A 22,491-nucleotide genomic window follows, 5' to 3' on the forward strand; every position below is an offset into this window, starting at 1 on the left:
GAAACTTGGGTGGTGCCGGAAAGAGGAATCGAACCCCCGACCTTCGCATTACGAATGCGCTGCTCTACCGTCTGAGCTATTCCGGCGTCACATCAGAGAAAAAAGATTATAGAAGAGGGGCTGGCAGTGCGCAAGCCCCCTTCTTCATCTTTTTATTTTTTCGTGCCGCCGGCGGCTTCGCGGTGATAGCGGGTCACACGCTCGACCTCGTTCTTCGAGCCGAGGAACACGGCAACGCGCTCATGAAGGCTCGTGGGCTGGATGTCGAGAATGCGTTGTTCGCCGTTGGTCGCGGCGCCGCCCGCCTGTTCGACGATGAACGACATCGGGTTGGCTTCGTACATCAGGCGCAGCTTGCCGGGCTTCGACGGATCGCGCTTGTCGGCCGGGTACATGAAGATGCCGCCGCGATTCAGGATACGGTGTACGTCGGCGACCATCGAAGCGATCCAGCGCATGTTGAAGTTCTCGCCGCGCGGGCCGTCCTTGCCCGCGTTGAGTTCGTCGATGTATTGCTGCACCGGCTCGTACCAATGGCGCGAGTTCGAGGCGTTGATCGCGTATTCGCGCGTGTCTTCGGGAATGCGCATGTTGCTTTGCGTGAGCACCCACGAGCCGAGTTCGCGGTCGAGCGTGAAGCAGTTCACGCCGTTGCCGGTCGTGAGCACGAGCACGGTTTGCGGGCCGTACACGGCGTAGCCCGCCGCGACCTGCTGCGTGCCCGGTTGCAGGAACGATTCTTCGCTGGCCTGCTTGCCGTCCGGGCAGCGCAGCACCGAGAAAATCGTGCCGATCGACACGTTCACGTCGATGTTCGACGAGCCGTCGAGCGGATCGAACACGAGCAGATATTCGCCTTTCGGATAGTTGGCCGGGATCGGGAAAAACGTTTCCATTTCCTCGGACGCCATGGCGGCCAGGTTGCCGCCCCATTCGTTGGCGTCGAGCAGGATTTCGTTCGACAGGATGTCGAGGTTCTTCTGCACTTCGCCCTGAACGTTCTCGCTGCCCGCGGTGCCGAGCGCGTCGCCGAGCGCGCCCTTGCTGACGTTGAAGCTGATCGCCTTGCATGCGCGCGCGACGACTTCGATCAACAGACGCAGATCTGCGGGCAGGTTGCGGTGTTCGCGTTGCTGCTCGATCAGGTATTTCGTGAGTGTGGTACGACGTTGCAAGGCCATTGCAGGACTCCGGGTACGCATAGGGATGTCGCAATTCTACCCGCTCGACTGTGACTGGCCGCCGCACGAGCGCGCGAAATAACGCCGGATGAAAGCCGGATGCGCCTTTGGCTCGAGCATGCGCTGAAAATTAACGGAAAAAATGCGCGAAAAAAGCCGGCGCGAAGGCCGGCTTTACAGGTCATGCGCATGGGCGGTGTGCGCCGCCCATGCGTCGTCAGGCCAGCGCCTTTTCGACGATCTCGCGCACGTCGCGCGACTTCGCCTCGGCCGCCACGCGTTCCAGCGCCGCGCGCATCTTGTCTCGCAGCGCGGGCGTGAAGCGGCGCCACAGTTCGAGCGTGCGCGCGAGGCGCGCGGCGACCTGCGGGTTGAGCGCGTCGAGCGCAATCACCTGGTCCGCCCAGAATGCGTATCCGGAGCCGTCCGCCGCGTGGAACTGCGCGGGGTTCGCGGCACAGAAGCTGAAGATCAGCGAGCGGGCGCGATTCGGGTTCTTGATGTTGAACGCCGCGTGACGCATGAGCGCGCGCACGGTGTCGATGGTCGGGCGTTGCGCCGTGCCGCGCTGCATGGCTTGAAGCGAGAACCACTTGTCGATGACGAGCGGCTCCTTCTCGAAGCGTGCGTAGAAGTCTTCCAGTGCCGCGCGCGCGACGTCGCTGCCGGCGGCGGCCTGCGCGTTGAGCAACGCCGACAGTGCGGCGGCGCGGTCGGTCATGTTGTTTGCGGCGTCGTACTGGGACTTGGCGAGGCGCAGCGCTTCTGCCGGATCGTCGAGTTCGGAAAGATACGAGAGCGCGAGGTTTTTCAAACCGCGGCGGCCGGCCGCTTCGGGCGTGGGCTCGTAGGGGCCGGGCGTGAGATGGCGTTCATAAGCGGCGAGCCAGTCGGCCTTGAGCGCCGTGGCCAGTTGCTTGCGCACGAACTGGCGCGCGGCATGCACGGCGGCCGGATCGGACTCGTTCATCTGTTCGGCGAGATAGGTTTCCGAAGGCAGCATGAGCGCGAGTTCGCGGAACGACGGCGAGAGCGATTCGTCGGTCAGCACGCGGCTGAACGCCTCCACGAGCGCGTTGCTCATGTGCAGCGGCTGGCCCGCGGCGGCGCGCGCGGCGAGCGCGAGCAGTTCGCGCGTGGCGAGGCGCTGGCCCGCTTCCCAGCGGTTGAACGGATCGCTGTCGTGCGCGAGCAGGAACGCGAGGTCGTCGTTGCCGTAGTCGTAGTCGACGATCACCGGCGCCGAGAAGTTGCGCAGCAGCGAAGGCAGCGGCCGCTCCGCGATATCGGCGAACGTGAAGGTTTGCTGCGTTTCGGTGAATTCGAGCACGCGCGTCGTGCCTTGCGCGCCGGCTTCGCCTTCGAGCCGCAGCGGCAGGTCCGCGCCGTTCGCGCCGATCAGGCCGATCGCGAACGGAATGTGCAGCGGGCCTTTTTGCGTTTCGCGCGCGGCGGGCGAGCCGCTCGCGTAATCCTGGGCGAGCGTCACGCCGTAGGTGTGCGCGGCTTCGTCGTAATGCGTGGTCACGGTGATGCGCGGCGTGCCCGCCTGGCTGTACCAGCGCTCGAATTGCGCGAGGTCGCGGCCGTTGGCGTCGGCCATCGCGCGGCGGAAGTCGTCGCAGGTCACGGCCTGGCCGTCGTGGCGCTGGAAGTACAGGTCCATGCCCTTGCGGAAGCCGTCGCGGCCCAACAGCGTTTGGTACATCCGCACGACTTCCGAGCCTTTTTCGTAGACGGTCATCGTGTAGAAGTTGTTGATTTCGACGTAGCTTTCGGGGCGCACCGGATGCGCCATCGGGCCCGCGTCTTCGGCGAACTGCATTTGACGCAGTACGCGCACGTCTTCGATACGCTTGGTCGCGCGCGCCGCCTCGTTTTCGTCGCCGCCCGACATGGCCGCCGAAAATTCCTGATCGCGGAACACCGTCAAGCCTTCCTTCAGGCTCAACTGGAACCAGTCGCGGCAGGTCACGCGGTTGCCGGTCCAGTTGTGGAAATACTCGTGGCCCACCACGGCTTCGATATTGGCGAAGTCGACGTCGGTGGCCGTTTCCGGGTTCGCGAGCACGTACTTCGTGTTGAAGATGTTGAGCCCCTTGTTCTCCATCGCGCCCATGTTGAAGTCGCTCACGGCGACGATCATGAAGCGGTCGAGATCGAGTTCGAGCCCGAAGCGCTGCTCGTCCCAGCGAATGGAGTGGATGAGCGAATCCATCGCATGACGCGTTTTGTCGAGATCGTGCGGCTCGACCCACACCTGTAGCAGCTTTTCCTTGCCCGAGCCGCTCTGGATGCGCTCCTCGAGCGCGACGAGCTTGCCCGCGACCAGCGCGAACAGGTAGCACGGCTTGCGGAACGGGTCTTCCCACTTCGCGAAGTGGCGGCCGCCGGGCAGTTCGCCTTCCTCCACGAGATTGCCGTTCGAAAGCAGCACGGGATACTGCGTTTTGTCGGCGCGCAGCGTGACCGTGTAGGTGGACATGACGTCCGGGCGGTCGAGGAACCACGTAATGCGGCGAAAGCCCTCGGCTTCGCACTGCGTGAAGAAGTTGCCGCTCGAGACGTACAGGCCCGAGAGCGTGGTGTTCGCGGCCGGATCGCAGGCGCCGGTGAGCGTGAGCGTGAAGGTGTCGGGCACGTTCAGGACCGTCAAGCCGTGCTCGTGGGCGCGCACGTGCTCGTAAGGCGTGCCGTCGAGGGCGGCGCCGATGAATTCGAGCTGCTCGCCCATCAGGTCGAGATTGGCCGCGTGCCGGGCTTCCGGGTTGCGGCGCACGCGCAGCGTGCTCTTGACGATCGTGCGTTCCGGCACGAGGTCGAATTCGAGGTCGACGGTGTCGATCAGGAAGGCGGGCGGGGCGTAGTCTTCGCGGCGGATCACGGTGGGCGTGGCGGTATCGGACATGGTCGGTGCGGGGCTCGTCGGAAAACGGGCCGGCGGCGCGGCCCGGCGGGCGGCATGGGCGCGTTCGCGCGGCGGATCGTCCCATTGTACAAAGGCTCGGGCCGCTTGTCCGGCAACGGGCCGCGCGAGCCAATGCGTTAGCCATCGGGACAAGGCCCGCGGCGGCGAACTTTCCGGCGCGGGCGCGAGTCAGTATGATCGGGTTGCCGGAGCGCGCCTCCGCGGATCGGCAACGACGCACAACCTGGCGACCGGCGCGGGAAGGTGAAAACGGCAACGAATTCAAAGGCCGGAAGGTCGGGAGGGCGGAAGGTCGGCAACGTTGCGCGGCAACGTGCGATTACCCGCAAAGGCACGCCAAAACCGCCCGAGGCGCGAGCAAGGAATAAAACCGCCGGTAGAACCGTATTGATGCGTAGATGAGCCGTATCTGAGAAAGCGCTGAAAACCGGAAAAGGAGCGGTCCCCACACTGCGATTTTCCAACCCAGGCAACACTGCTACGAGAAGACCATGATGCCCGACCGATGGACCCGCCGCGCCCTGCTGCTCCTGGCGGCGCTCGCCGTGACGCTGTCCGGCTGCACGACCTATGTCACGAGCCAGGTGACGGCTTTTTCCGCGTGGGACGGCGGCAGCGACGCCACGCGCACCTACGCGTTCACGCGCAATCCCGAGCAGCGCCAGAGCATCGAGCAGAGCACTTACGAACAGTACGTCGCCGAGGGGCTCGCCACGCATGCGTTCCGTCAGGTGGCCGAGCCGCAGGCGCGCTATCTCGTGGGCCTCGCCTACGGCAGCCGCATGGACACGGTCACGGTGGCGCAGCCCGTGTTCTACAACCCGTGGCCGGGGCCGTACTGGGGACCGTGGAATCCGTGGGGGCCGTGGGGCCCGTACCAGCCGGCCTACGTGAACCAGACCTATCCCGTCTACTCGCACGCGCTCGGCATTCGCATCACCGACAAGGCGAGCGGCAAGGAGCTTTACAACGTGAGCGCCCGCACCTCGGGCGACGATCCGTCGCTGGTGCGCGCGATGCCGTATCTCGTGCGCAGCGCGCTCGCGAGTTTTCCGCTCGCGAACGGCACGGTCACGCAGGTTCGTTTTCCCGTCGACAAAGACGGCAGCGCGCCCAACGAAACCGGCATGACGCCGGCAGCGGCGCCGCAAGCGGCATCGGCGGCGGCGCCCGCGAAATGATCGCCGCATGGATGCAACGTAAAGAACGCAACTTAAAGGCCGCGACTTAAAGAACGCAACCTAAAAGGCGCAACTTAAACGGCGCAACATCGGCACCACAACCTCTGGCGCGCAAGCTATGACGCGCGCCACGTAGCCGCAAAAAAGCAAAAAAGCAAAAAAGCGCGCCGGACTCGCAATCCGGCGCGCTTTTTTCATGCCGATCCCGCTTGCGGCTAGATGCGCACGCCGTCGCGCTTGTGTACGCGCTCGCCGAACGCGTAAGTTTCGAATACGGCGCGATCGTCGCCGAGCAGCGCGAAGGCGAACAGCAGTTCCTCGAGCGATTCGGCGCGCGCGGTGCGGCGCGCGAGCAGCGGCGTGGCTTGCGGGTCGAGCACGACGAAGTCGGCTTCGCTTTGCGGCGCGAGCGTGCCGATCGTGTCGGCGAGATCGAGCGCCTGCGCCGCGCCCGCCGTCGCGAGCCAGAACATGCGCGTGGCGGTGAGATGATGACCGCCCATGCGCGCGACCTTGTGCGCCTCGTTCATGGTTTGCAGCATCGAAAACGAAGTGCCGCCGCCCACGTCGGTGGCGAGCGCGACGGGCATCGCCGATTCGGCCGCCTTGTCGAAGTCGAACAAGCCGCTGCCGAGAAAGAGATTCGAGGTCGGGCAGTGCGCGGCCGTCGCGCCCGTTTGCGCCATGCGCCGGCGGTCTTCGTCGTCGAGCCAGATGCAATGGCCGTACACGGCGCGGCGGCGCAGCAATCCGTAATGGTCGTAGACGTCGAGATAGCTGCGATGGCCCGGAAACAGTTCCGCGACCCACTTCACTTCGTCGGGGTTTTCGGCCACGTGGCTCTGGATGAACACGTCGCCATGCGCCTTCGCGAGCGCGCCGCACGCTTCGAGCTGCGCTTGCGTGGACGTGGGCGCGAAGCGCGGCGTGAGCGCGTACATCTGGCGGCCGCGATTGTGCCAGCGCGCGATCAATTCGGCGCTGTCGTCGTAACCCGTTTGCGGCGTGTCGCGCAGAAACTCGGGACAGTGGCGGTCCATCAGCACCTTGCCCGCGACCATGCGCAGGTTCTTCGCCTCGCTGGCCGCGAACAGCGCGTCGGCGGACTGCTTGTGTACGGTGCAGTAGACGAGCGCCGTGGTCGTGCCGCACGCGAGCAGTTCGTCGACGAAAAAGCGCGCCGTTTCCCGCGCCACTGCTTCGTTTTCGAAACCCCGCTCGGTCGGGAACGTGTAGGTGTCGAGCCACGGCAGCAGACCCGGTGCGGGCGACGCAATCATGTCGGTCTGCGGATAGTGGATGTGCGTGTCGATGAAGCCCGGCACGATCAGCTTGTCGCGCAGCTCGTGAATGCGCGCGCCGGCGCTCACGCGCGAGCTGAGCGCGGACCACGCGCCCGCGGCGACCACGCGCCCGTTCTCGACGATCACGACGCCGTCTTCATCGTACACGGCGGCGTCGGACGACTGCGCGGGGTCGCCGGTGAACCTCAACAGTTTCGCGCGATAAGCGGCTTGAAAGGGCGCTTGGGAAGCCGGGTCAGTCATGGGTGCATCGTCTCCGAAAAGTCAGTTGTCCTGTGTGCTTGCCGCGCATCGCGCGTGCCCTTGGGAATCGTGCGAGATCGTGCGGGAGCGCGCGGACGCGAGCGTGCCTGCGGGCCGGCACTGCGTGCGCCGGTCCGTTCGCCTCAGGCTCGAGCGTCAAACCGCGCGGCGGCCCGCCGGGCGTAGTCAGTTCGGCGCGGCGCTCCAGTACGCGTCGAGCTTCGCGATCAGCGCGGCGCGTTCGTCGGGCGTCACGAACGAGGCCTCGAAGCCGTTGCGCACGATCGTGTACACCTCGCGGTCGTCGAGCTTGAGCGCTTCGATGATCGCGCGGTAGTTCTCGTTGACGTAGCCGCCGAAGTAGGCCGGATCGTCGGAATTGACGGTCACGGCCACGCCTCGGTCGAGCAATTGCTTGAGCGTGTGCTTCGTCATGTCGTCGAACACGCACAGCTTGGTGTTCGAAAGCGGGCAAACCGTGAGCGCGACGCGCGTATCGGCGAGGCGCGTGACGAGCGCCGGGTCTTCGATGCTGCGCACGCCGTGATCGACGCGATCGACCTTGAGCAGATCGAGCGCTTCGTAGATGTAGGCGGGCGGACCTTCCTCGCCCGCGTGCGCGACGAGCTTGAGGCCCATCGCGCGCGCCGCGCCGAACACGCGCTCGAACTTCGAAGGCGGATGGCCGCGCTCCGACGAGTCGAGCCCCACGCCGATCAGGCGCGCGTAACGCGCGAACAGCGGCCGCGCGGCTTCGAAGGTGGCGAGTGCGTCGGCTTCGCTCAGGTGGCGCAGGAAGCAGAGAATCAGCTTGCTGGTGAGGCCGCGCTTTTCCGCGTCGGCGAGCGCGCGGTCGATGCCGGCGATCACGGTTTCGATCGGCACGCCGCGCTCGGTATGCGTTTGCGGATCGAAGAAAATTTCGGCATGCACGACGTTGTCGGCGAGCGCGCGCTCGCAGTAAGCCATCGTCATGTCGTAGAAGTCCTGCTCGTGCAGCAGCACGCTCGCGCCCGCATAGTAGATGTCGAGGAACGATTGCAGGTCGGTGAACGCGTAGGCCGCGCGCAGCGCGTCGATCGAATCGTAGGCAAGCTTCACGTGGTTGCGCTGCGCGAGCGCGAAGATCAGTTCGGGTTCGAGCGAGCCTTCGATATGAATGTGCAGCTCCGACTTGGGCGCGCGGGCGGCCTTGTCGACGAGCGGGGTAGCGGAGGTCGTGATCGTCATGTTCGTTTCGAATGCGTTTATGGGTTGAGCGACATCACGCGGATTGGGGAGCGGGCGCATGCGCCGCCGCCGTTGCGGCCTCGACGGCCTGCAACAGTTGCGCGGCGGCCGAGATCGCGATGACTTCGGGCGACTTGTCGACGATGCCTTCCACGCCGAGCGGGCAGTTCATGCGCGCGATCTGCATCGGGTCGATGCCGCGCGCGGCGAGCCGGTGCTCGAACTGCTTGCGCTTCGAATGCGAGCCGATCATGCCGAAGAACACGAAATCGCCGCGCCGCAGGATGCGCTCGGCGAGATCGAGGTCGCGCGCATGATCGTGCGTCATCACGATATAGCTCGTGCCGGGCGGCGCGGCGTCCACGGCTTCGTCGGGCGCGTCGTTGGCGTCGATGGCGACGTTCGGCGCGTTGAGCAGCGCGAACGCTTCGGGCGTGGGAAACGCAGCGTCGCGCTCGTCCACCCACAGCACGCGGCAAGGCAGCGTGCCGAGCACGCGCACGAGCGCCGCGCCCACGTGGCCCGCGCCGAACAGCACCACGGGAAAGTCGTTGGGCGCCACCGTTTCCGTCAGCAGGATCGTGCCGCCGTTCGCCGCGCCCATTTCCCATAACAGGCAGTCGGGCGCTTCCACGCCCGGTTCCGGCTCGGAAAGCAGCACCGGATCGGCCGCCGCGTTGCCGGCGCCGAGGCCGTTTTCGGGGCTCCCGTTCCGCGAGGAGCGAAATGATACGCTACGCACGGTCGAAGCGCCGCTGGCGAGCCGGCGCGCGAGCGTGGCGAGCCAGCCGAGGTCGGCCACGTCGAGCCGCTCGAACGCGAGCACGACCGCGCCGCCGCAGCACTGGCCGAGGCTCGGGCCGAGCGCGAGCCGTTCGAGCCGCCGCGCGTGCGACGTATGCATGCCGTCGCGCAGCACCTGGCGCGCAATCTCGATGGCTTTCCATTCCAGATGGCCGCCGCCGATCGTATGGCGGGCCGACTCGCGCGTGACGATCATCTTGGTGCCGGCCTCGCGCGGCGCCGATCCCTCGACGCGCGCAACAGTCACGAGCACGGCGGCGTCGCCGTGCGCGAGCAATTGCTGCAAATCGGTGAGCCAGGCTTGCATCGGCGGGTCTCCCTATGCGGCGGCGCGGGCGCCGCCGGTTGATTGTCCGGGCTGGACGCTGCAAATTGTCGCAGCGCCACGCCGTTGGAGTGCGGGAGACGGCGAAGGGTTCGCGCGCGCATGCGCGCGTGCCGTGCGTGGAGCGGGCAGGCCGCGCGCGTCGGCTACGACGCCTCGCGGGAGGAAGCGGATGGTTTGCGTTGTCATGGCGAATCCGGGGACATTGCGGATCAGGCGCGCGTTACGCTTCGAGCCCGTTCACCCGGCTCGCGCACGTGGATCGCCATCCAGTTTTGAAGATAGCACTGCTTGCGGCGCGAAAGTATTTCCGCCGCAGGATGAGGGTTATGCGGATACGATCATGGCAAATCGGGATAAAGCGGCGGACGATGCGCAGTTCGTGCTATGTCCGGAACGAGATTGCCCGATTCGAGCGTCGCGGCGCGCAAATACGCAACTTTCGCGTGACGCGCCGCGCCTGCTAAAAGCGGTGCGCCGCGCGGCAAGCCGCGTCGGGCAGCGCACCGAGGAACCGGCGCGAGTCAAGGCGCGGAAGAAAAACCGCCGAACAACCGCGCTTCGTCCGTTTCAGCGACGATCACCGTCGGACAGCGACGGACAGCGACGGACAGCGACGGACAGCGACGATCAGCGACGAATACCGGGCCATGAAACCTGGCGGCGGCGATTGCGCCAGAGACTCGCCGCAAGTGCGACGAACGCCACGGCGAACGCGATCAGCGTCCAGATCGGCATGGTCAAACCGAGGATCGGCGGATAGGTCGTTTCGCACAAACCCTGCACCTTGAACACGCTCGGCAGCCAGTGCGCGGGCGGCAGCGCGTCGACGATCGGTTGCAGCGTGTCGAAGCCGCAGCTAAAGCTCGGGAACGCCTGCACCCACGCGAGGCGCGCCGCCGCCACGATGCCGCCGAGCGCCGACAATGCGCCGAGCGTTTCGAGCACGCGCACGCCGCGCCAGCTCGTCAGCCGCGCGCCGAGAAACGCGAACACGGCAATCAGCAGGAAGAAGTAGCGCGAGAGGATGCACAGCGGGCACGGGTCTTCGTGTTCCACGAACTGGAAATAGAGCGCGCCGCCCACCAGCGCGAGGCAAATCAGGCCCAGCAGCACCAAAAGGCCGCGCTCGCGGCGCAACAGCGCGTTATCGTCGTTCATGTGGCTCGTTCGTTCGGTTATCGAGAGCAGCGCTGCGGCTGCCACGGCGTGACGGGATTCTAGCGCGAAGGCCGCGCGCGGCGCGGACCTGGCCTTGCTCGCGCGCAGGAACAGGCTTGCGCGTGACGTTCAGCGCGGCCGTCGCGCCGCCGATGTCAACGCAGCGGCGCGAGCACCGCTTCCACGCCGCGTCCGATCGCGAGCAGCGCGTCGTCGGCGTGGGGCGCGGCGGCCAGCATCATGCCGACCGGCGCCGCGCCGTGTCGATGGCACGGCAGCGAAAGCGCGCACGCGTCGAGAAAATTGAACGCGCTCGGGTTGCGCAGCACGAGCGCGTTGGTGCGCGCGAACAGTTCGCCGTCGGCGGCGAGCGGGGCGACGGCGGGCGGCGCGATCGCCACCGTGGGCGCGATCACGGCGTCGAAGCGCGACCACAGCGTGGCTTGCGCTTCCTCCATCACGGCCGCGCGCGCGGCGATCAAGTCGAGATAATCGGCGGCGCTTGCGGGTTCGCCCTTCAGAATGCGCGCGAGCACGCGCGGGTCGTAGTCGTCGCGATGTCGTTCGATCAGCGCGCGATGCCACGCATAGGCTTCCATCGACGAGAAACCGATGCGGTTGATTTCGGCGAAGCGCTCGAACGCGGAAAAGCGCACATCGCTGACGATCGCGCCCGCCGCGTCGAGATGCTTGAGCGCCGTGTCGAGCGTCTGCGCGATGTCGGGATCGACGTCGTCGGTGACGTAGTGAGTGAGCACGCCGAGGCGCACGCCTTCGAGATGGCGCGCCGCCGGCACGCGCGGCGCGAGCCCCGCGAGCACGCGGTCGACCAGCGCGCAGCACGCGACCGTGTTGCCGATGGCGCCGAACGAGTCCAGCGTGGTCGAAAGCGGCACGCCGCCCGTGCGCGGAATGCGCGCGGCCGTGGGCTTGAAACCCGTGAGCCCGCAAAACGCGGCCGGAATGCGGATCGAGCCGCCCGTGTCGGTGCCGAGCGCGACGGCGGCCATGCCGTCCGCGACCGAAGCCGCCGCGCCCGAGGACGAGCCGCCGGCCACGCGCGCGTCGCCGTCCACGCCGCGGCGGTAGGGCGAAAGCGGCGTGCCGTAATGCGGATTCAGGCCGAGCCCGGAAAACGCGAACTCGCTCATGTTGGTGCGCCCGACCAGCACCGCGCCCGCGTGGCGCAGGCGCGCGACCACGGCTGCGTCGGCTTTGGCGGGCGCGGCGTCGGCCAGCGCCGTGGAGCCGGCGCGCGTGACCTCGCCGGCCACGTCGAACAAATCCTTCACCGAAACGGGAATGCCCGCGAGCGGCGAGAGCACGGTGCCGCTCGCGCGCAGGCGGTCGTGCGCGTCGGCGACGGCGCGCACGCGTTCGACATCGACGTGAAGAAAGACCGTGGCGCCCTGGCCGGACGGGCTCGCGATGCGCTCGAGCGCCGCTTCGGCGAGCGCGCGGCTCGTCGTGCGGCCCGCGGCCAGATCGGCGGCGAGATCGGCGAGCGGAGGGAACGGGGCGAAAGATGGCGAGGAAGCCGAGGCGGAAGGCGTGGTGGAAGCAGTGGTCATGGCGGCAGAACGATCCGTGAGCAGAGGGCCGCATCATTGTAGAGCGGCCATTTTTTGTCCGTCGGCTGCATTGATCCGCCGATTCGCCGGCGCCTCGCGTGGCGCCGCGCTCCAGCATGCGGCTCGCATCGGGTAACATGCGAAAATAGATAGCTCTTTGTAAGGAAATGCCTCTATGCATCAGGGAATCGGCTTCATTCAGGATCTGGCAGTCGTGATGGCGATCGCGGGCATCGTCACCGTGCTGTTTCATCGCCTGAAGCAGCCGGTCGTGCTTGGCTATATCGCCGCCGGCGTGATCATCGGACCCTATACGCCGCCGTTCCAGCTCATTCACGACGAGCAGACCATTCAGACGATGGGCGAGCTAGGCGTGGTGTTCCTGATGTTTTCGCTCGGCCTCGAATTCAGCTTGCGCAAGCTGTTCCAGGTGGGCGCGACCGCCATCGTCGCGGCGCTCTCGGAAATCGTGCTGATGCTGTGGCTCGGCTACGAGATCGGCCGCGCGTTCGGCTGGGCCGCGATGGACTCGCTGTTTCTGGGCGCGATCCTCGCCATATCGTCGACGACCATCATCGTCAAGGCGCTCGCCGACCTGGGCGTGAAGCGCGAGCCGTTCGCGCAACTCGTGTTCGGCATTCTGATCGTCGAAGACATTCTGGGCATCGCGATGCTCGTGCTGCTCGGCGGCATCGCGCAAACGGGCGAGCTTTCGCCCGCCATCGCATTCGTCACGCTCGGCAAGCTGCTGCTGTTCATGGTGGTGTCGCTCGTCGTCGGCATCCTGATCGTGCCGCGCGCGCTGGCCTACGTGGCCCGCGTGGGCAGCGACGAAATGCTGCTCGTTTCCGTGCTGGGCTTTTGCTTCGGCTTCTGTCTGCTGGTCGTGAAGCTCGACTATTCGATCGCGTTGGGCGCGTTCCTGATCGGCGCGATCATGGCCGAGTCGCGCCATCTGCATCGCATCGAGCATCTGGTCGCGCCGCTGCGCGACGCGTTTTCCGCCATCTTCTTCGTGACGATCGGGCTCATGCTCAATCCGCTCGTGCTCGTCGATTACGCGTGGCCGATCGCCGTGATCTCGGTGGCCGTGGTGCTCGGCAAGCTGGTCTCGTGCGGGCTCGGCGCCTTTCTCGCGGGCCGCGACGGCCGCACGGCCATGCGCGTGGGCATGACCGTCTCGCAGATCGGCGAGTTCTCGTTCATCATCGCTTCGCTCGGGCTCACGCTCAAGGTCACGAGCGGCTTTCTTTATCCGATCGCGGTCACGGTTTCGGCGATCACCACGCTCACCACGCCGTATCTGATCCGTATCGCCGACCCGCTTTCGCAGCGCCTCGCGCGCGCCATGCCGCCGGCCGTGGCGAACGTGTTCGGCATGTACAGCCAATGGCTGCGCGCGCTGATGCCGCGCGCCGAAGGCGACGGCGGCCCGACGCTTTTCTCGCTCACGAAACGCATCGTGGTGCAGATCGCGGTGAATCTCGCGCTGGTGTCGGCGATCTTTATCGGCGTGTCGTACGGCGCGCGCTATGCGGGCCCGTTCATCGCGCATTGGGTCGCCGACGAGCGCATTCAGCGCGTCATGCTCTGGAGCGCGGCGCTCGTGCTCGCGATACCGTTTCTCGTCGCCGTGTGGCGCAAGACGCAGTCGCTGGCGCTGCTGCTCGCCGAAGTGAGCGTGCAGCCGGAGAAAGCAGGGCGCTTCACGCGTGCGACGCGGCGCGCGATTGCGGAACTCGTGCCGATCGTGTCGATGATCGGCGTGTTCGTGCTCGTTGCCGGGCTTTCGGGCACGATTCTGCCGCCGGCCGGCTTTCTCGTCGGCGTGCTGGTTTGCGCCGCCGCGCTCACGATGCTGCTGTGGCGCTGGTGCGTGAAAATCCACGCGACGATGCAGATCGCGCTGCGCGAAACCCTCGACGAACGGCCGGATGCCTGACGCGCGGGTGTGACGGGATGTGAGCAATTGTGCGAATTGTGCGCGGCGGTGGCGGGCAGGTGTCGCAGGGTGGATAATCGGAGCTTGTTCATTCGTTCGCGCACCGCGCGCCTGACCCCAAGTCATGAGCGATAACAAGACCGAAAAGCCCGAAATTCCCGAAGATCCCCAAGGCGCGAGCGGCCCAGGCAACGCCGGCCGTCCCGCCTATACCTCTTCCACGCCTTCCACGCCTTCCACGCCTTCCGCCTCCGCGCCGCTTTCCGGCGGTGCTTCCGGTTCCGCCGCTTCTTCTGCTTCTTCCGCTTCTTCCGGCTCGCCGGGTTCCCCCGGTTCCTCCGCCGCTTCGGCGTCGCCCGCGAGCGAGGCCGCGCAGCGCGCGTCGACGGACTCGCCCGCGAGCGCGTCCACGGTGACGCCGGGCGCGGCGCCGTCGTCGTCGGCCTCCGCGGCGCCGTCCGCGGCGCCGTCCGCGTCTGCCGGCACCGCGCCGTCGCAGGACGCGCCCCGGTCCGCGCCGCAAGCGCCGCCGGGCATCCCCATCGAAACCGCCGCCGAAGCGGGCAACAGCGCGCCCGCGCCGACCGGACCGAAGGCGGCCGCGGGCACGGACGAAGCGGACAGCAACGCGGCCGTGCAATCGGCGCAAGCCGAGGCCGCGCGCCCCGGCGCCGCGCCCAAGGGCTTCGGCCAGCCGCCCGATTTCACGGCGCAGAACCCGCCGCCGCCCGGTGCGATTCCGACCGAGCCGCCGCGTTACCTGCGCCCGAGCGATTCGGCGTGGACGGTGTTCGGCCGCATCGTCGCGGCGCGCGCGCGCCAGTTGTTCGACCGGGCAGGGCAGCGCATCACGCAGCGCACGCTGCGCATCGGCGTGTCGGCGCGCATCTTTCACCCGGAACCGGGCGCGCAAGGCTTGCGCGGCAAGACGCTGCAATATCTCGAAGAATCGATCGCGCATTGGGTGATGTCGCGCGACGTCATCGTCTTCATGATTCCGACGGTCGGTCACCAAGGCATGCTGCATCCGAGCAATATCCGCCTGCGCGATTATGCGAAGCATCTCGACGGCCTGCTGCTGCAAGGCGGCGCCGACGTCTCGCCGCAAACCTACGCGGAAATCTCGCCGCGCCCCGAATGGCCGGGCGACCGCGTGCGCGACATGTACGAACTGGAGCTGCTGCACGAATTCGTCGAATCGGGCAAGCCGGTGCTGGGCGTGTGCCGAGGTTGTCAGCTCATCAACGTGGCGTTCGGCGGCACGCTCTACCAGGACATCGCCAGCGACGTGCCCACGGCCGGCGTCCACGTGAGCGAGAACTACGACCAGCATCGCCATTCGGTCAGCTTTCCGGAGGGCTCGACGTTCGCCAGCATGTTCCCTGGGCGGCGCGACGCGATCGTCAACTCGATCCACCATCAGGCCGTCAAGAACCTCGGGCGCGACCTGACCGTGGAAGCGGTATCGGCCCATGATGGGCTCATCGAAGCCGTGCGCTACCGGCGCGCGCCGTTCGTCGTAGGCGTGCAGTGGCACCCCGAGTTCCACCGCGCGGGCGGCCCGGAACTGCTCGACTGCACGCCGCTGCTCGACAGCTTCCTGCGCTCGGCGCGGGAGACGCGCTTCTAGCTTGCGGTTTCTCGTTCGCGCCGCCGTGCGCCACACAGGGTCGTCAGGCCGCGCCTACCGTGCGCGGCCTTTTCTTTTGCGCTTGGCATTCGCTGCGCGCGCCCGGCCTTCCTACGTCGCGCTTCGTTGTTTCTGTTCCAAAATTCGGCCCTTCTCACATAGGATTAGTCCGATTCCTCGGCTATCCAAAATTAAAGCCAAATTTTGAGATTATCTCGCGGCGATAATGAGCGGTTACTGAGAATCCTGAATGGAACCGGCAGGTATGAAGCATTCCAACTCGTTGCGGCGCGCGATGTTGAGCGTTGCGGCCCTCATGCTCTTGCAGGGCGCCACGGCGTGGGCCGGCATGCCGGTCAACGCGGACGCCCTGAATGGCACAAGCGGCGAGGCGCCGCCGCTTGCGGGCAGCCGCCCGTCGCTCGGCAGCCTCACGCCGCGGCCGGCCAGCGCGCTGCCGCTCGCAGCGAATCCGGCCGAGCAGGCCGAAGCCGGCGCCCAAGGCGACGTTGCCACGTTGATGCAGCTCATTCACGACTCGCAGCTCGTCGAATTGCGCACGACCTACAACGCGAGTTACGGCGCGAGCCTTTTCTTCTATCCGCCGGAAATGACGTACTACGTCGTGCTGTTTCAGGACAAGCACTTCTGGCGCGTGATCCGCTCGCAGGACGAAGCGCGCTCCGAGGCCATTTACGCCGACTTCGCGCGGCAAACGGCGCAGCTCGCCGATGTCGAAATCCGCCGCATGCAGCTCGAAGCGCAGAAGGCGTTTATCGAGCGAGTGATCGCCATTTCCGAAGACCGTGCGCGCCGCTTGCAGGCCGACCTCGACATCGCTCGCACGCAGCAGGCGCGCGTCGACGACTACCAGCGCCAGGTGCAGGTCGATGCGCGCTCGCTCAATGCGCAAAAGGCACAGGCGCAGGCTCAACTGCGCGATCTCCAGCGTCAGGTGGACGATCTCCAGCGCGCGACCGAAGCGGGTTTGCCGGGATCATCGCGCCGATAACGGCAGGCGCGCCGCCGGCCAGGCTGGCGGCGCTTTGTGCGTGCGCGGTTCCCAGTGCGTTTCGTTTTGCGTTGACGATAAAAAGCCCGGCTGTTGCCGGGCTGTCGTTTGGGCTGGTGCGCGAGTTACTTCGTGAAACGATCCGGGACTTCCGTCACGCGACGTTGCGAAACGTGGTTGACCCAGTCCGTGCTGTCGGCAGAGGCGGCCGGCTGCGCGGGCGCGCGCTGCGCCGTGTGTGCAGTGGCGTAGGCCGCATAGGTGGCGATCGACGCATAGTCGTCGGCGGCATTCGCGCTGGTTTGACGCGGTGAATAGCTGTGCGCCTCTGAATAGCCGCCGTGCGTGCGTTGCGTGGTCACCGGCGGCACTTCGCGATACGGCGCGAAGTCGTGCGCGCCGTGCCGGATGGTGGCTTCGGACGAGCCGCCCCGGCGGTCCGCGACGCGATGCGCGCCCGAATGCTTGACGGCCCGCTCGGCGCGGTGCGCACGCTGTACGAGCGGGGCGACGATGATCGTGCGCGACGGTGCGCGTGCGCTGAGATCAAGCGGGCTGGTGGACGCTCCGGCGCTTTGAGCCGCCTTGCGTACGCCGGTTGCGGGCGCCGCCGCTTTTACGGCCGGGGTGGCGGCGACAGCCGCGCTGCGCGTTGCCGCAGGCGCCGAAGCCGCTGAAGTGGCCGAAGTCGCCGAAGTCGCCGAAGTCGCCGAAGTCGCCGAAGTCGCCGAAGTCGCCGAAGTCGCCGAAGTCGCCGAAGTCGCCGAAGTCGCCGAAGTCGCCGAAGCTACCGTAGTCGCCGAAGCGGCCGAAGCGGCCGAAGTGGCTGTAGCGGCCTGGAGCGTTTGCACAACGGGCGCCGGAGGCACCGTGATGGCACCTTCGCGAATCGTGTTCGGCGGTGTTTGCTTATCCAGGTCGCGGGCATCGGCGACCTTGGGCGTGGCTACGGCAGCCGGGCCTGCCGTGGCACGATCGTGCTCGGCGCGCGCGTTGGCGAGACGGTCGGAGATTTCGCCGTTATTGCCCGCAGCGGCACGTGTGGCTAACGCGCTCGTGGTGCCTGCGTCGTGCTGGGAATGGCTCGCGATGATCCATGCGAGCAGCGCCGCGCCGCCGATGGCGACCGCGCCGCCCGCGAGCTTGCGGCGCTCGAACGGCGGCGTGCGCTGCGTGACGGCCAAACCCACGGGCGTGGCGGCGAGCGGCGCGGCCGGTGCAGTGGAACGGGAATCCTGTCCTACAGGCGCGGCCACGGCCACGGGAGCAGCCGCAGCCGGCGCGGCCGGTGCAACCGGCTGGCGGTGTTGATCCCAGCGATAAATGGCCTGGAATACCTCCGCGCTCAGGCACATCGTGCGCATGATCGCGGCGTAGAGCGCGCGCAGTTCGGCGCGCAGGCTGAATTGGGGAGCGGTGAGCGCCCATTCGCGGCCGAACGACACCGGCAGACGGGCGAGCGGGCGGATGTGCGGTAGCGCTAACGTACCTTCGACCTGGACAAACGGAAAAGTTGACATCGATCTCTCTCGGCCCCGGCGCGGCGTTGGCGCCGGGAGGCAATGTCATGGGTCGCACGCACGGACGGGTCTGCGGCGTGCCGCAAAAAAAATCAACCCAATGAACCCAATGAATGGCAGAGATGATCGCTCCAGGGCGAACGTCGTTCTATCAGAAATGTCTTAAAACCGCGTCCTTGTTGATCGTCAGACAAGATCGAGCCGGTAGATGTAGCGCAGCGCCGTGATGTCGACGCCGCCCATGCGATCGGGTTCCGAGCCCGAATAGCGCCAGCCTTGACGCTCGTAGAACGCGATCGCGGGCGTATTGCCGTCGAGCACATACAGATAGAGCTGGGTTTCGCCCTGCGCGCGCGCCCAGTCCTGTGCCGCCTGCATGAGACGCTTGCCGACGCCCATGCCCTGATGGGCGGGCAGCGCGTGGAGATTGTCGAGCAGCACGCCCCACGGCGAGCCCGGCTGGCGCTCGACGCAGACAAAACCCACTGGCGTGCCGCCGTCGAGTTCGGCGATCAGCACGAGGCGGCGTTCGCCGCCGGGCGCTTCCATGCGCGCGCGCCAGTAGGCCGCGCGCTCCTCGCCCACTTCGTGCGCGAGAAACGCCTCCGGCAGCAGCGCGCGGTACGTCGCTTGCCAGCTCGCCGCGTGCATGGCGGCAAGCAGCGGCGAATCGGCAACGAGGGCGGGACGCAACGAAAGGGCGGACGCGTTTGACATGCGGGCTACGGAACGTGAACGGTCGAAGAAAAACCGCGAGGAACGATGCGCGCTGCGCTACCTGAGGCCGATGCGTCGCGCGGGGCGCATTTCATTGTGCCCGATCCCGGCCAGAGCTGCGAACGGGTGTGCAACAAATGAAAGTAAATAGAAGCAATAATGAAATAAAAATGAAAGAATATGGGCGTCCAGGCGCCTTTTCAACGTCACTTGTCAGGTATTACCCGGATATCTGCCTTGATGCGCGCGCCGGATAATGAGCGCCCGCCCGGGCGCGCCCCGGCGGGCGCCTGCGTCGGCGGGCGTTCGTTTCTCACTGTTCGCGCGGCATTGCCGCGATGTCGCCTTTCGCGCGGACGGTCTCTTCAGAGAGTGTCATGTCTACCGCGTCCCACGCATCCTCCAGCGAATCGAAAGTCCGCACCGTTTTTCGCGTCACCAGCGGCAACTTTCTGGAAATGTACGATTTCATGGTCTACGGCTATTACGCTTCGGCGATCGCCCGGACCTATTTCCCGAGCAACAACGCCTTCGCTTCGCTGATGCTGTCGCTGTCGGTGTTCGGTGCGGGCTTCCTCGTGCGGCCGCTGGGCGCCATCATCCTCGGCGCCTACATCGACCATCACGGCCGCCGCAAGGGCCTGATCCTCACGCTCGGCCTCATGGCGCTCGGCACCCTGGCCGTGGCCGTCGTGCCGGGTTACGCGACCATCGGCGCGCTCGCGCCCGCCCTCGTGCTGCTCGGACGTCTGCTGCAAGGCTTTTCGGCGGGCGTGGAGCTGGGCGGCGTCTCGGTGTACCTCTCCGAAATCGCGACCAAGGGCAACAAGGGCTTCTACGTCTCGTGGCAGTCGGGCAGCCAGCAAGTCGCGGTGGTGTTCGCGGCGCTGCTCGGCGTGGTGCTGCATCGCCTTCTGCCCGTCGAGGAAATGACGGCCTGGGGCTGGCGCGTGCCGTTCATCATCGGCTGCTGCATCGTGCCGTTCCTGTTCCTGATTCGCCGCTCGCTCCAGGAAACCGAGGAATTCGCGAAGAGGAAGCATCGTCCGTCGATCAGCGAAATCATGGCGTCGATGGTGCAGAACTGGGGTGTGGTGATCGCCGGCATGGGCATGGTCATCATGACCACGGTGTCGTTCTACATGATCACGGCCTACACGCCGACGTTCGGCAAGGAAGTGCTCAAGCTCGGCGAACTCGACACGCTGATCGTGACGGTTTGCATCGGCTTGTCGAATCTGTTCTGGCTGCCGGTTTCCGGCGCGATTTCCGACCGCATCGGCCGCCGTCCCGTGCTGATCGCCTTCACGGTGCTCACGATCGTCACGGCTTACCCGGCGGTGCAGTGGCTCGTGGCCGAGCCGTCGTTCGGCCGTCTCCTGATCGTCGAGCTGTGGCTGTCGTTCCTCTACGGCTGCTATAACGGCGCGATGGTCGTGGCGCTCACCGAAGTCATGCCCGCCGACGTGCGCACGGCCGGCTTCTCGCTGGCCTACAGCCTCGCGACGACGATCGGCGGCTTCACGCCCGCCATCTCCACGTACCTGATCCACATGAGCGGCAACAAGGCCGCGCCGGGCGCCTGGATGGGCATCGCCGGCGTGTGCGGCCTGATCGCGACGCTCGTGCTCTATCGCACCGCCGAAGCGCGCAACCAGTACAAGACGGCCTGATCGGCGTTTCGCCGGCACACATGCAAACGGGGCGCCCAGTGATCTGGGCGCCCCGTTTTCGTTTGGGTCGCGCGCGGAGCAAGGGCGGGGGCGGGCGCGGCCCGTAATCGAGCGCGAAGATCAGGCGTCGCGCAATTGCCTCGCCACCGCTTCCACCACCTCGCTCCACGCGCGCGGGCGCGGCTGGCGCACGAGCTGCGCGCGCGGATACCACGGGGTCTCGCTCGTGCCCGCGAACCAGCGCCAGTCGGCGGCGAACGGCAGCATGAGCCAGAGCTTCGCGCCGAGCGCGCCCGCGAGGTGCGCGATGGACGTGTCGATGGAAACCACGCCGTCGAGGCGTTCGATCACGGCGGCGGTATCGGCGAAATCCCCGAGCTTCGCGCCCAGCCGATGAATCGAGTGCGCGCGCGGATGCGCGTCGAGCGCCGCGTGTTCGGCGTCGCTCAATTCGGGCTGAAGCACGATCCAGTCGATGCCGTCGAGCGCGAACAGCGGTTCGAGCGCCGCGAGCGGAATCGAGCGGTTTTCGTATTTCTGGATGCGCCCCGACCACGCGAGCCCGATCTTGCGCCGCGCCTGCCCGCCGAGCGAGCCGCGCCATTTGCGGCGATACGCGGCGCTCGCTTCGAGATACGGCGTGCGCGCGGGCAACTTGTCGACGCTCACGCCGAGCGCGAGCGGCAGCGACAGCAGCGGGCAATGCAGATCGGCCACGGGGCGCGGCGCGGCGCCTTGCGCCACGAGCGTCACGCGCCAGGCTTCGGCGGCGGGCGCGATCAGCGGAATCAGCGCCGCCTGCACTTCGAGCACGATGCGCGAGTTGCCGTTGCCTTCGCGTGCCGCGATCAGGGGCACGAAACGCACGAACTGGAGCGTGTCGCCGAAACCTTGCTCGGCTTCGACGATCAGCGTGCGGCCGTTCAGCGGCTCGCCATGCCAGCGCGGCGGCGTGCGGCTCGCGTGCGCGGCGCCCGGCGCGTTGGCGTGCGCGAACTCGCGCGCGGCCGGGTCGAGCCGCCATTCGTATTCGGGCAAACCGCGCTGGAAGTCGCCGAGCGTGAGCCACGTGAGCGCGCGGTTCAGATGCGCGGCGGCGAGGTCGGGCCGCACGCGCAGCGCTTCGTCGAAGGCGCGCAGCGCGGCGGCGTGGCGGCCGAGCGCGTGATGCGCGGTGCCGAGCGCGAGCCAGGCGAGCGCGAATTTGGGATCGGCGCCGATCGCGCGTTCATAGGGCGCGACGGCTTCGTCGTGGCGGCCGAGCGCCGCGAGCGCGTTGCCGAGACCGAACAGCGCGGGCACGAAGCGCGGCTGCAATGCGAGCGCCGCCTCGAAGCCGTTGACGGCCTGCGCGTGATGGCCGGTGGCGTCGAGCGTGTTGGCGAGGTTGAAATGCGCGGCGACGAAGCGCGGTTCGAGGCGCAGCGCCCTCTGGAACTGTTCGACGGCGCTCGCGCTGTCGCCGAGCGCGTTGAGCGACATGCCGAGATTGTTGTGCGCGCCCGCGTGGCCGGGCCTGATCCTGAGCGCGCGGCGAAAGGCGTCCGCGGCTTCGGCGTGGCGGCCGAGCGCGTGCAGCGCGTTGCCGAGATTGTTGTGCGACGAGGCGTCGCCGGGTTGCAGGCGCACCGCGTGGCCGAACGCGTACATCGCATCTTCGTGGCGGCCGAGCGCCGCGTACGCATTGCCGAGGTTGTAGTGCGCGAGCGCGAAGGCGGGCGAGAGCGTGAGCGCGTTGCGAAAGCGCTCGATCGCGCCCTCGAGCTGGCCGAGCGCCTTGAGGGTGTTGCCGAGGTTCAACTGGAGCGCGGCGTCGTCGGGGCGAAGCGCGACGGCGCGGCGCACGAGGTCCGCGGCCTCGGCGTGCTGGCCTTGCTGATGCCGCAGCACGCCGAGCAGATGCAGCGCATCGACGTGGACGGGATCGGCGTCGAGCGTCGCGCGATAGCCGCGCTCGGCGTCGTCGAGCCGGCCGTCGCGATGTGCGGCGTAAGCGCGGACAAAAACGGGTTCCATGACTGAAGAGGCAATACGATCAAACGCAAACCCGGCATTTTCCCACACTCGG

The 22,491-nt window shown here is 67.0% G+C and carries 15 protein-coding genes and 1 tRNA gene; 5 read left to right on the top strand and 11 right to left on the bottom strand.

The genetic code is table 11. The features are described from left to right. Nucleotides 1-10 precede the first annotated feature (10 nt). The 3 genes from U5805_RS29820 to pepN form a co-directional block, all read right to left on the bottom strand. A tRNA-Thr gene (locus U5805_RS29820) sits at nt 11-86 on the bottom strand. A 66-nt stretch (nt 87-152) separates the two neighbouring features. Beyond that, nucleotides 153-1,181: a class 1 fructose-bisphosphatase gene (locus U5805_RS29825; RefSeq protein ID WP_322107082.1), complete on the bottom strand. Its 1,029-nt coding sequence runs from the start codon at nt 1,179-1,181 to the stop codon at nt 153-155. A 217-nt stretch (nt 1,182-1,398) separates the two neighbouring features. Next, on the bottom strand, nt 1,399-4,089 hold the full coding sequence (gene pepN, locus U5805_RS29830) for an aminopeptidase N (RefSeq protein ID WP_322107083.1): 2,691 nt from the start codon (nt 4,087-4,089) through the stop codon (nt 1,399-1,401). Nucleotides 4,090-4,601: 512 nt separating this feature from the next. Here pepN and U5805_RS29835 point away from each other — a divergent pair. Then, nucleotides 4,602-5,291: a DUF4136 domain-containing protein gene (locus U5805_RS29835; protein WP_322107084.1), complete on the top strand. Its 690-nt coding sequence runs from the start codon at nt 4,602-4,604 to the stop codon at nt 5,289-5,291. 215 nt (nt 5,292-5,506) lie between these two features. Here U5805_RS29835 and guaD read toward each other — a convergent pair whose 3' ends face one another. From guaD to U5805_RS29860, 5 genes are all read right to left on the bottom strand, one after another. After that, the gene (gene guaD, locus U5805_RS29840; protein ID WP_322107085.1) at nt 5,507-6,838 is read right to left on the bottom strand and encodes a guanine deaminase; all 1,332 of its coding nucleotides are present in this window, start codon (nt 6,836-6,838) and stop codon (nt 5,507-5,509) included. Nucleotides 6,839-7,024: 186 nt separating this feature from the next. Further along, nucleotides 7,025-8,068, bottom strand: a complete 1,044-nt coding sequence (locus U5805_RS29845) for an adenosine deaminase (RefSeq protein WP_322107086.1) — start codon at nt 8,066-8,068, stop codon at nt 7,025-7,027. A 34-nt stretch (nt 8,069-8,102) separates the two neighbouring features. Continuing rightward, nucleotides 8,103-9,179 carry a xanthine dehydrogenase accessory protein XdhC gene (xdhC, locus tag U5805_RS29850; RefSeq protein WP_322107087.1) on the bottom strand — a complete coding sequence of 359 codons (1,077 nt, stop codon included), beginning with the start codon at nt 9,177-9,179 and terminating at the stop codon, nt 8,103-8,105. A gap of 648 nt (nt 9,180-9,827) precedes the next feature. Next, a complete protein-coding gene (locus tag U5805_RS29855) occupies nt 9,828-10,358 on the bottom strand; it encodes a disulfide bond formation protein B (RefSeq protein WP_322107088.1) in 531 nt (176 codons plus the stop codon). 155 nt (nt 10,359-10,513) lie between these two features. After that, nucleotides 10,514-11,929: an amidase gene (locus U5805_RS29860; protein WP_322107089.1), complete on the bottom strand. Its 1,416-nt coding sequence runs from the start codon at nt 11,927-11,929 to the stop codon at nt 10,514-10,516. 175 nt (nt 11,930-12,104) lie between these two features. On the opposite strand from U5805_RS29860, the gene U5805_RS29865 reads away from it, so the two are divergent. The 3 genes from U5805_RS29865 (at nt 12,105) to U5805_RS29875 (ending at nt 16,513) form a co-directional block, all read left to right on the top strand. Then, nucleotides 12,105-13,871 carry a cation:proton antiporter gene (locus U5805_RS29865; protein ID WP_322107090.1) on the top strand — a complete coding sequence of 589 codons (1,767 nt, stop codon included), beginning with the start codon at nt 12,105-12,107 and terminating at the stop codon, nt 13,869-13,871. A gap of 124 nt (nt 13,872-13,995) precedes the next feature. Further along, nucleotides 13,996-15,501 carry a gamma-glutamyl-gamma-aminobutyrate hydrolase family protein gene (locus U5805_RS29870; protein ID WP_322107091.1) on the top strand — a complete coding sequence of 502 codons (1,506 nt, stop codon included), beginning with the start codon at nt 13,996-13,998 and terminating at the stop codon, nt 15,499-15,501. A 265-nt stretch (nt 15,502-15,766) separates the two neighbouring features. Beyond that, a complete protein-coding gene (locus tag U5805_RS29875) occupies nt 15,767-16,513 on the top strand; it encodes a DUF2968 domain-containing protein (RefSeq protein ID WP_322107092.1) in 747 nt (248 codons plus the stop codon). Between the two features lie 125 nt (nt 16,514-16,638). Here U5805_RS29875 and U5805_RS29880 read toward each other — a convergent pair whose 3' ends face one another. Beyond that, complete coding sequence (locus tag U5805_RS29880) at nt 16,639-18,033, bottom strand: hypothetical protein (protein WP_322107093.1); 1,395 nt, start codon at nt 18,031-18,033, stop codon at nt 16,639-16,641. A gap of 186 nt (nt 18,034-18,219) precedes the next feature. Further along, nucleotides 18,220-18,750: a GNAT family N-acetyltransferase gene (locus U5805_RS29885; protein ID WP_322107094.1), complete on the bottom strand. Its 531-nt coding sequence runs from the start codon at nt 18,748-18,750 to the stop codon at nt 18,220-18,222. A 377-nt stretch (nt 18,751-19,127) separates the two neighbouring features. On the opposite strand from U5805_RS29885, the gene U5805_RS29890 reads away from it, so the two are divergent. Continuing rightward, nucleotides 19,128-20,423, top strand: coding sequence for an MFS transporter (locus U5805_RS29890; RefSeq protein WP_322107095.1), 1,296 nt, complete (start codon nt 19,128-19,130; stop codon nt 20,421-20,423). A 120-nt stretch (nt 20,424-20,543) separates the two neighbouring features. Here U5805_RS29890 and U5805_RS29895 read toward each other — a convergent pair whose 3' ends face one another. After that, nucleotides 20,544-22,439 carry a tetratricopeptide repeat protein gene (locus tag U5805_RS29895; protein ID WP_322107096.1) on the bottom strand — a complete coding sequence of 632 codons (1,896 nt, stop codon included), beginning with the start codon at nt 22,437-22,439 and terminating at the stop codon, nt 20,544-20,546. Nucleotides 22,440-22,491: the final 52 nt, after the last annotated feature.

The organism is Paraburkholderia sp. J41 (assembly GCF_905220235.1).
Taxonomy (GTDB): domain Bacteria; phylum Pseudomonadota; class Gammaproteobacteria; order Burkholderiales; family Burkholderiaceae; genus Paraburkholderia.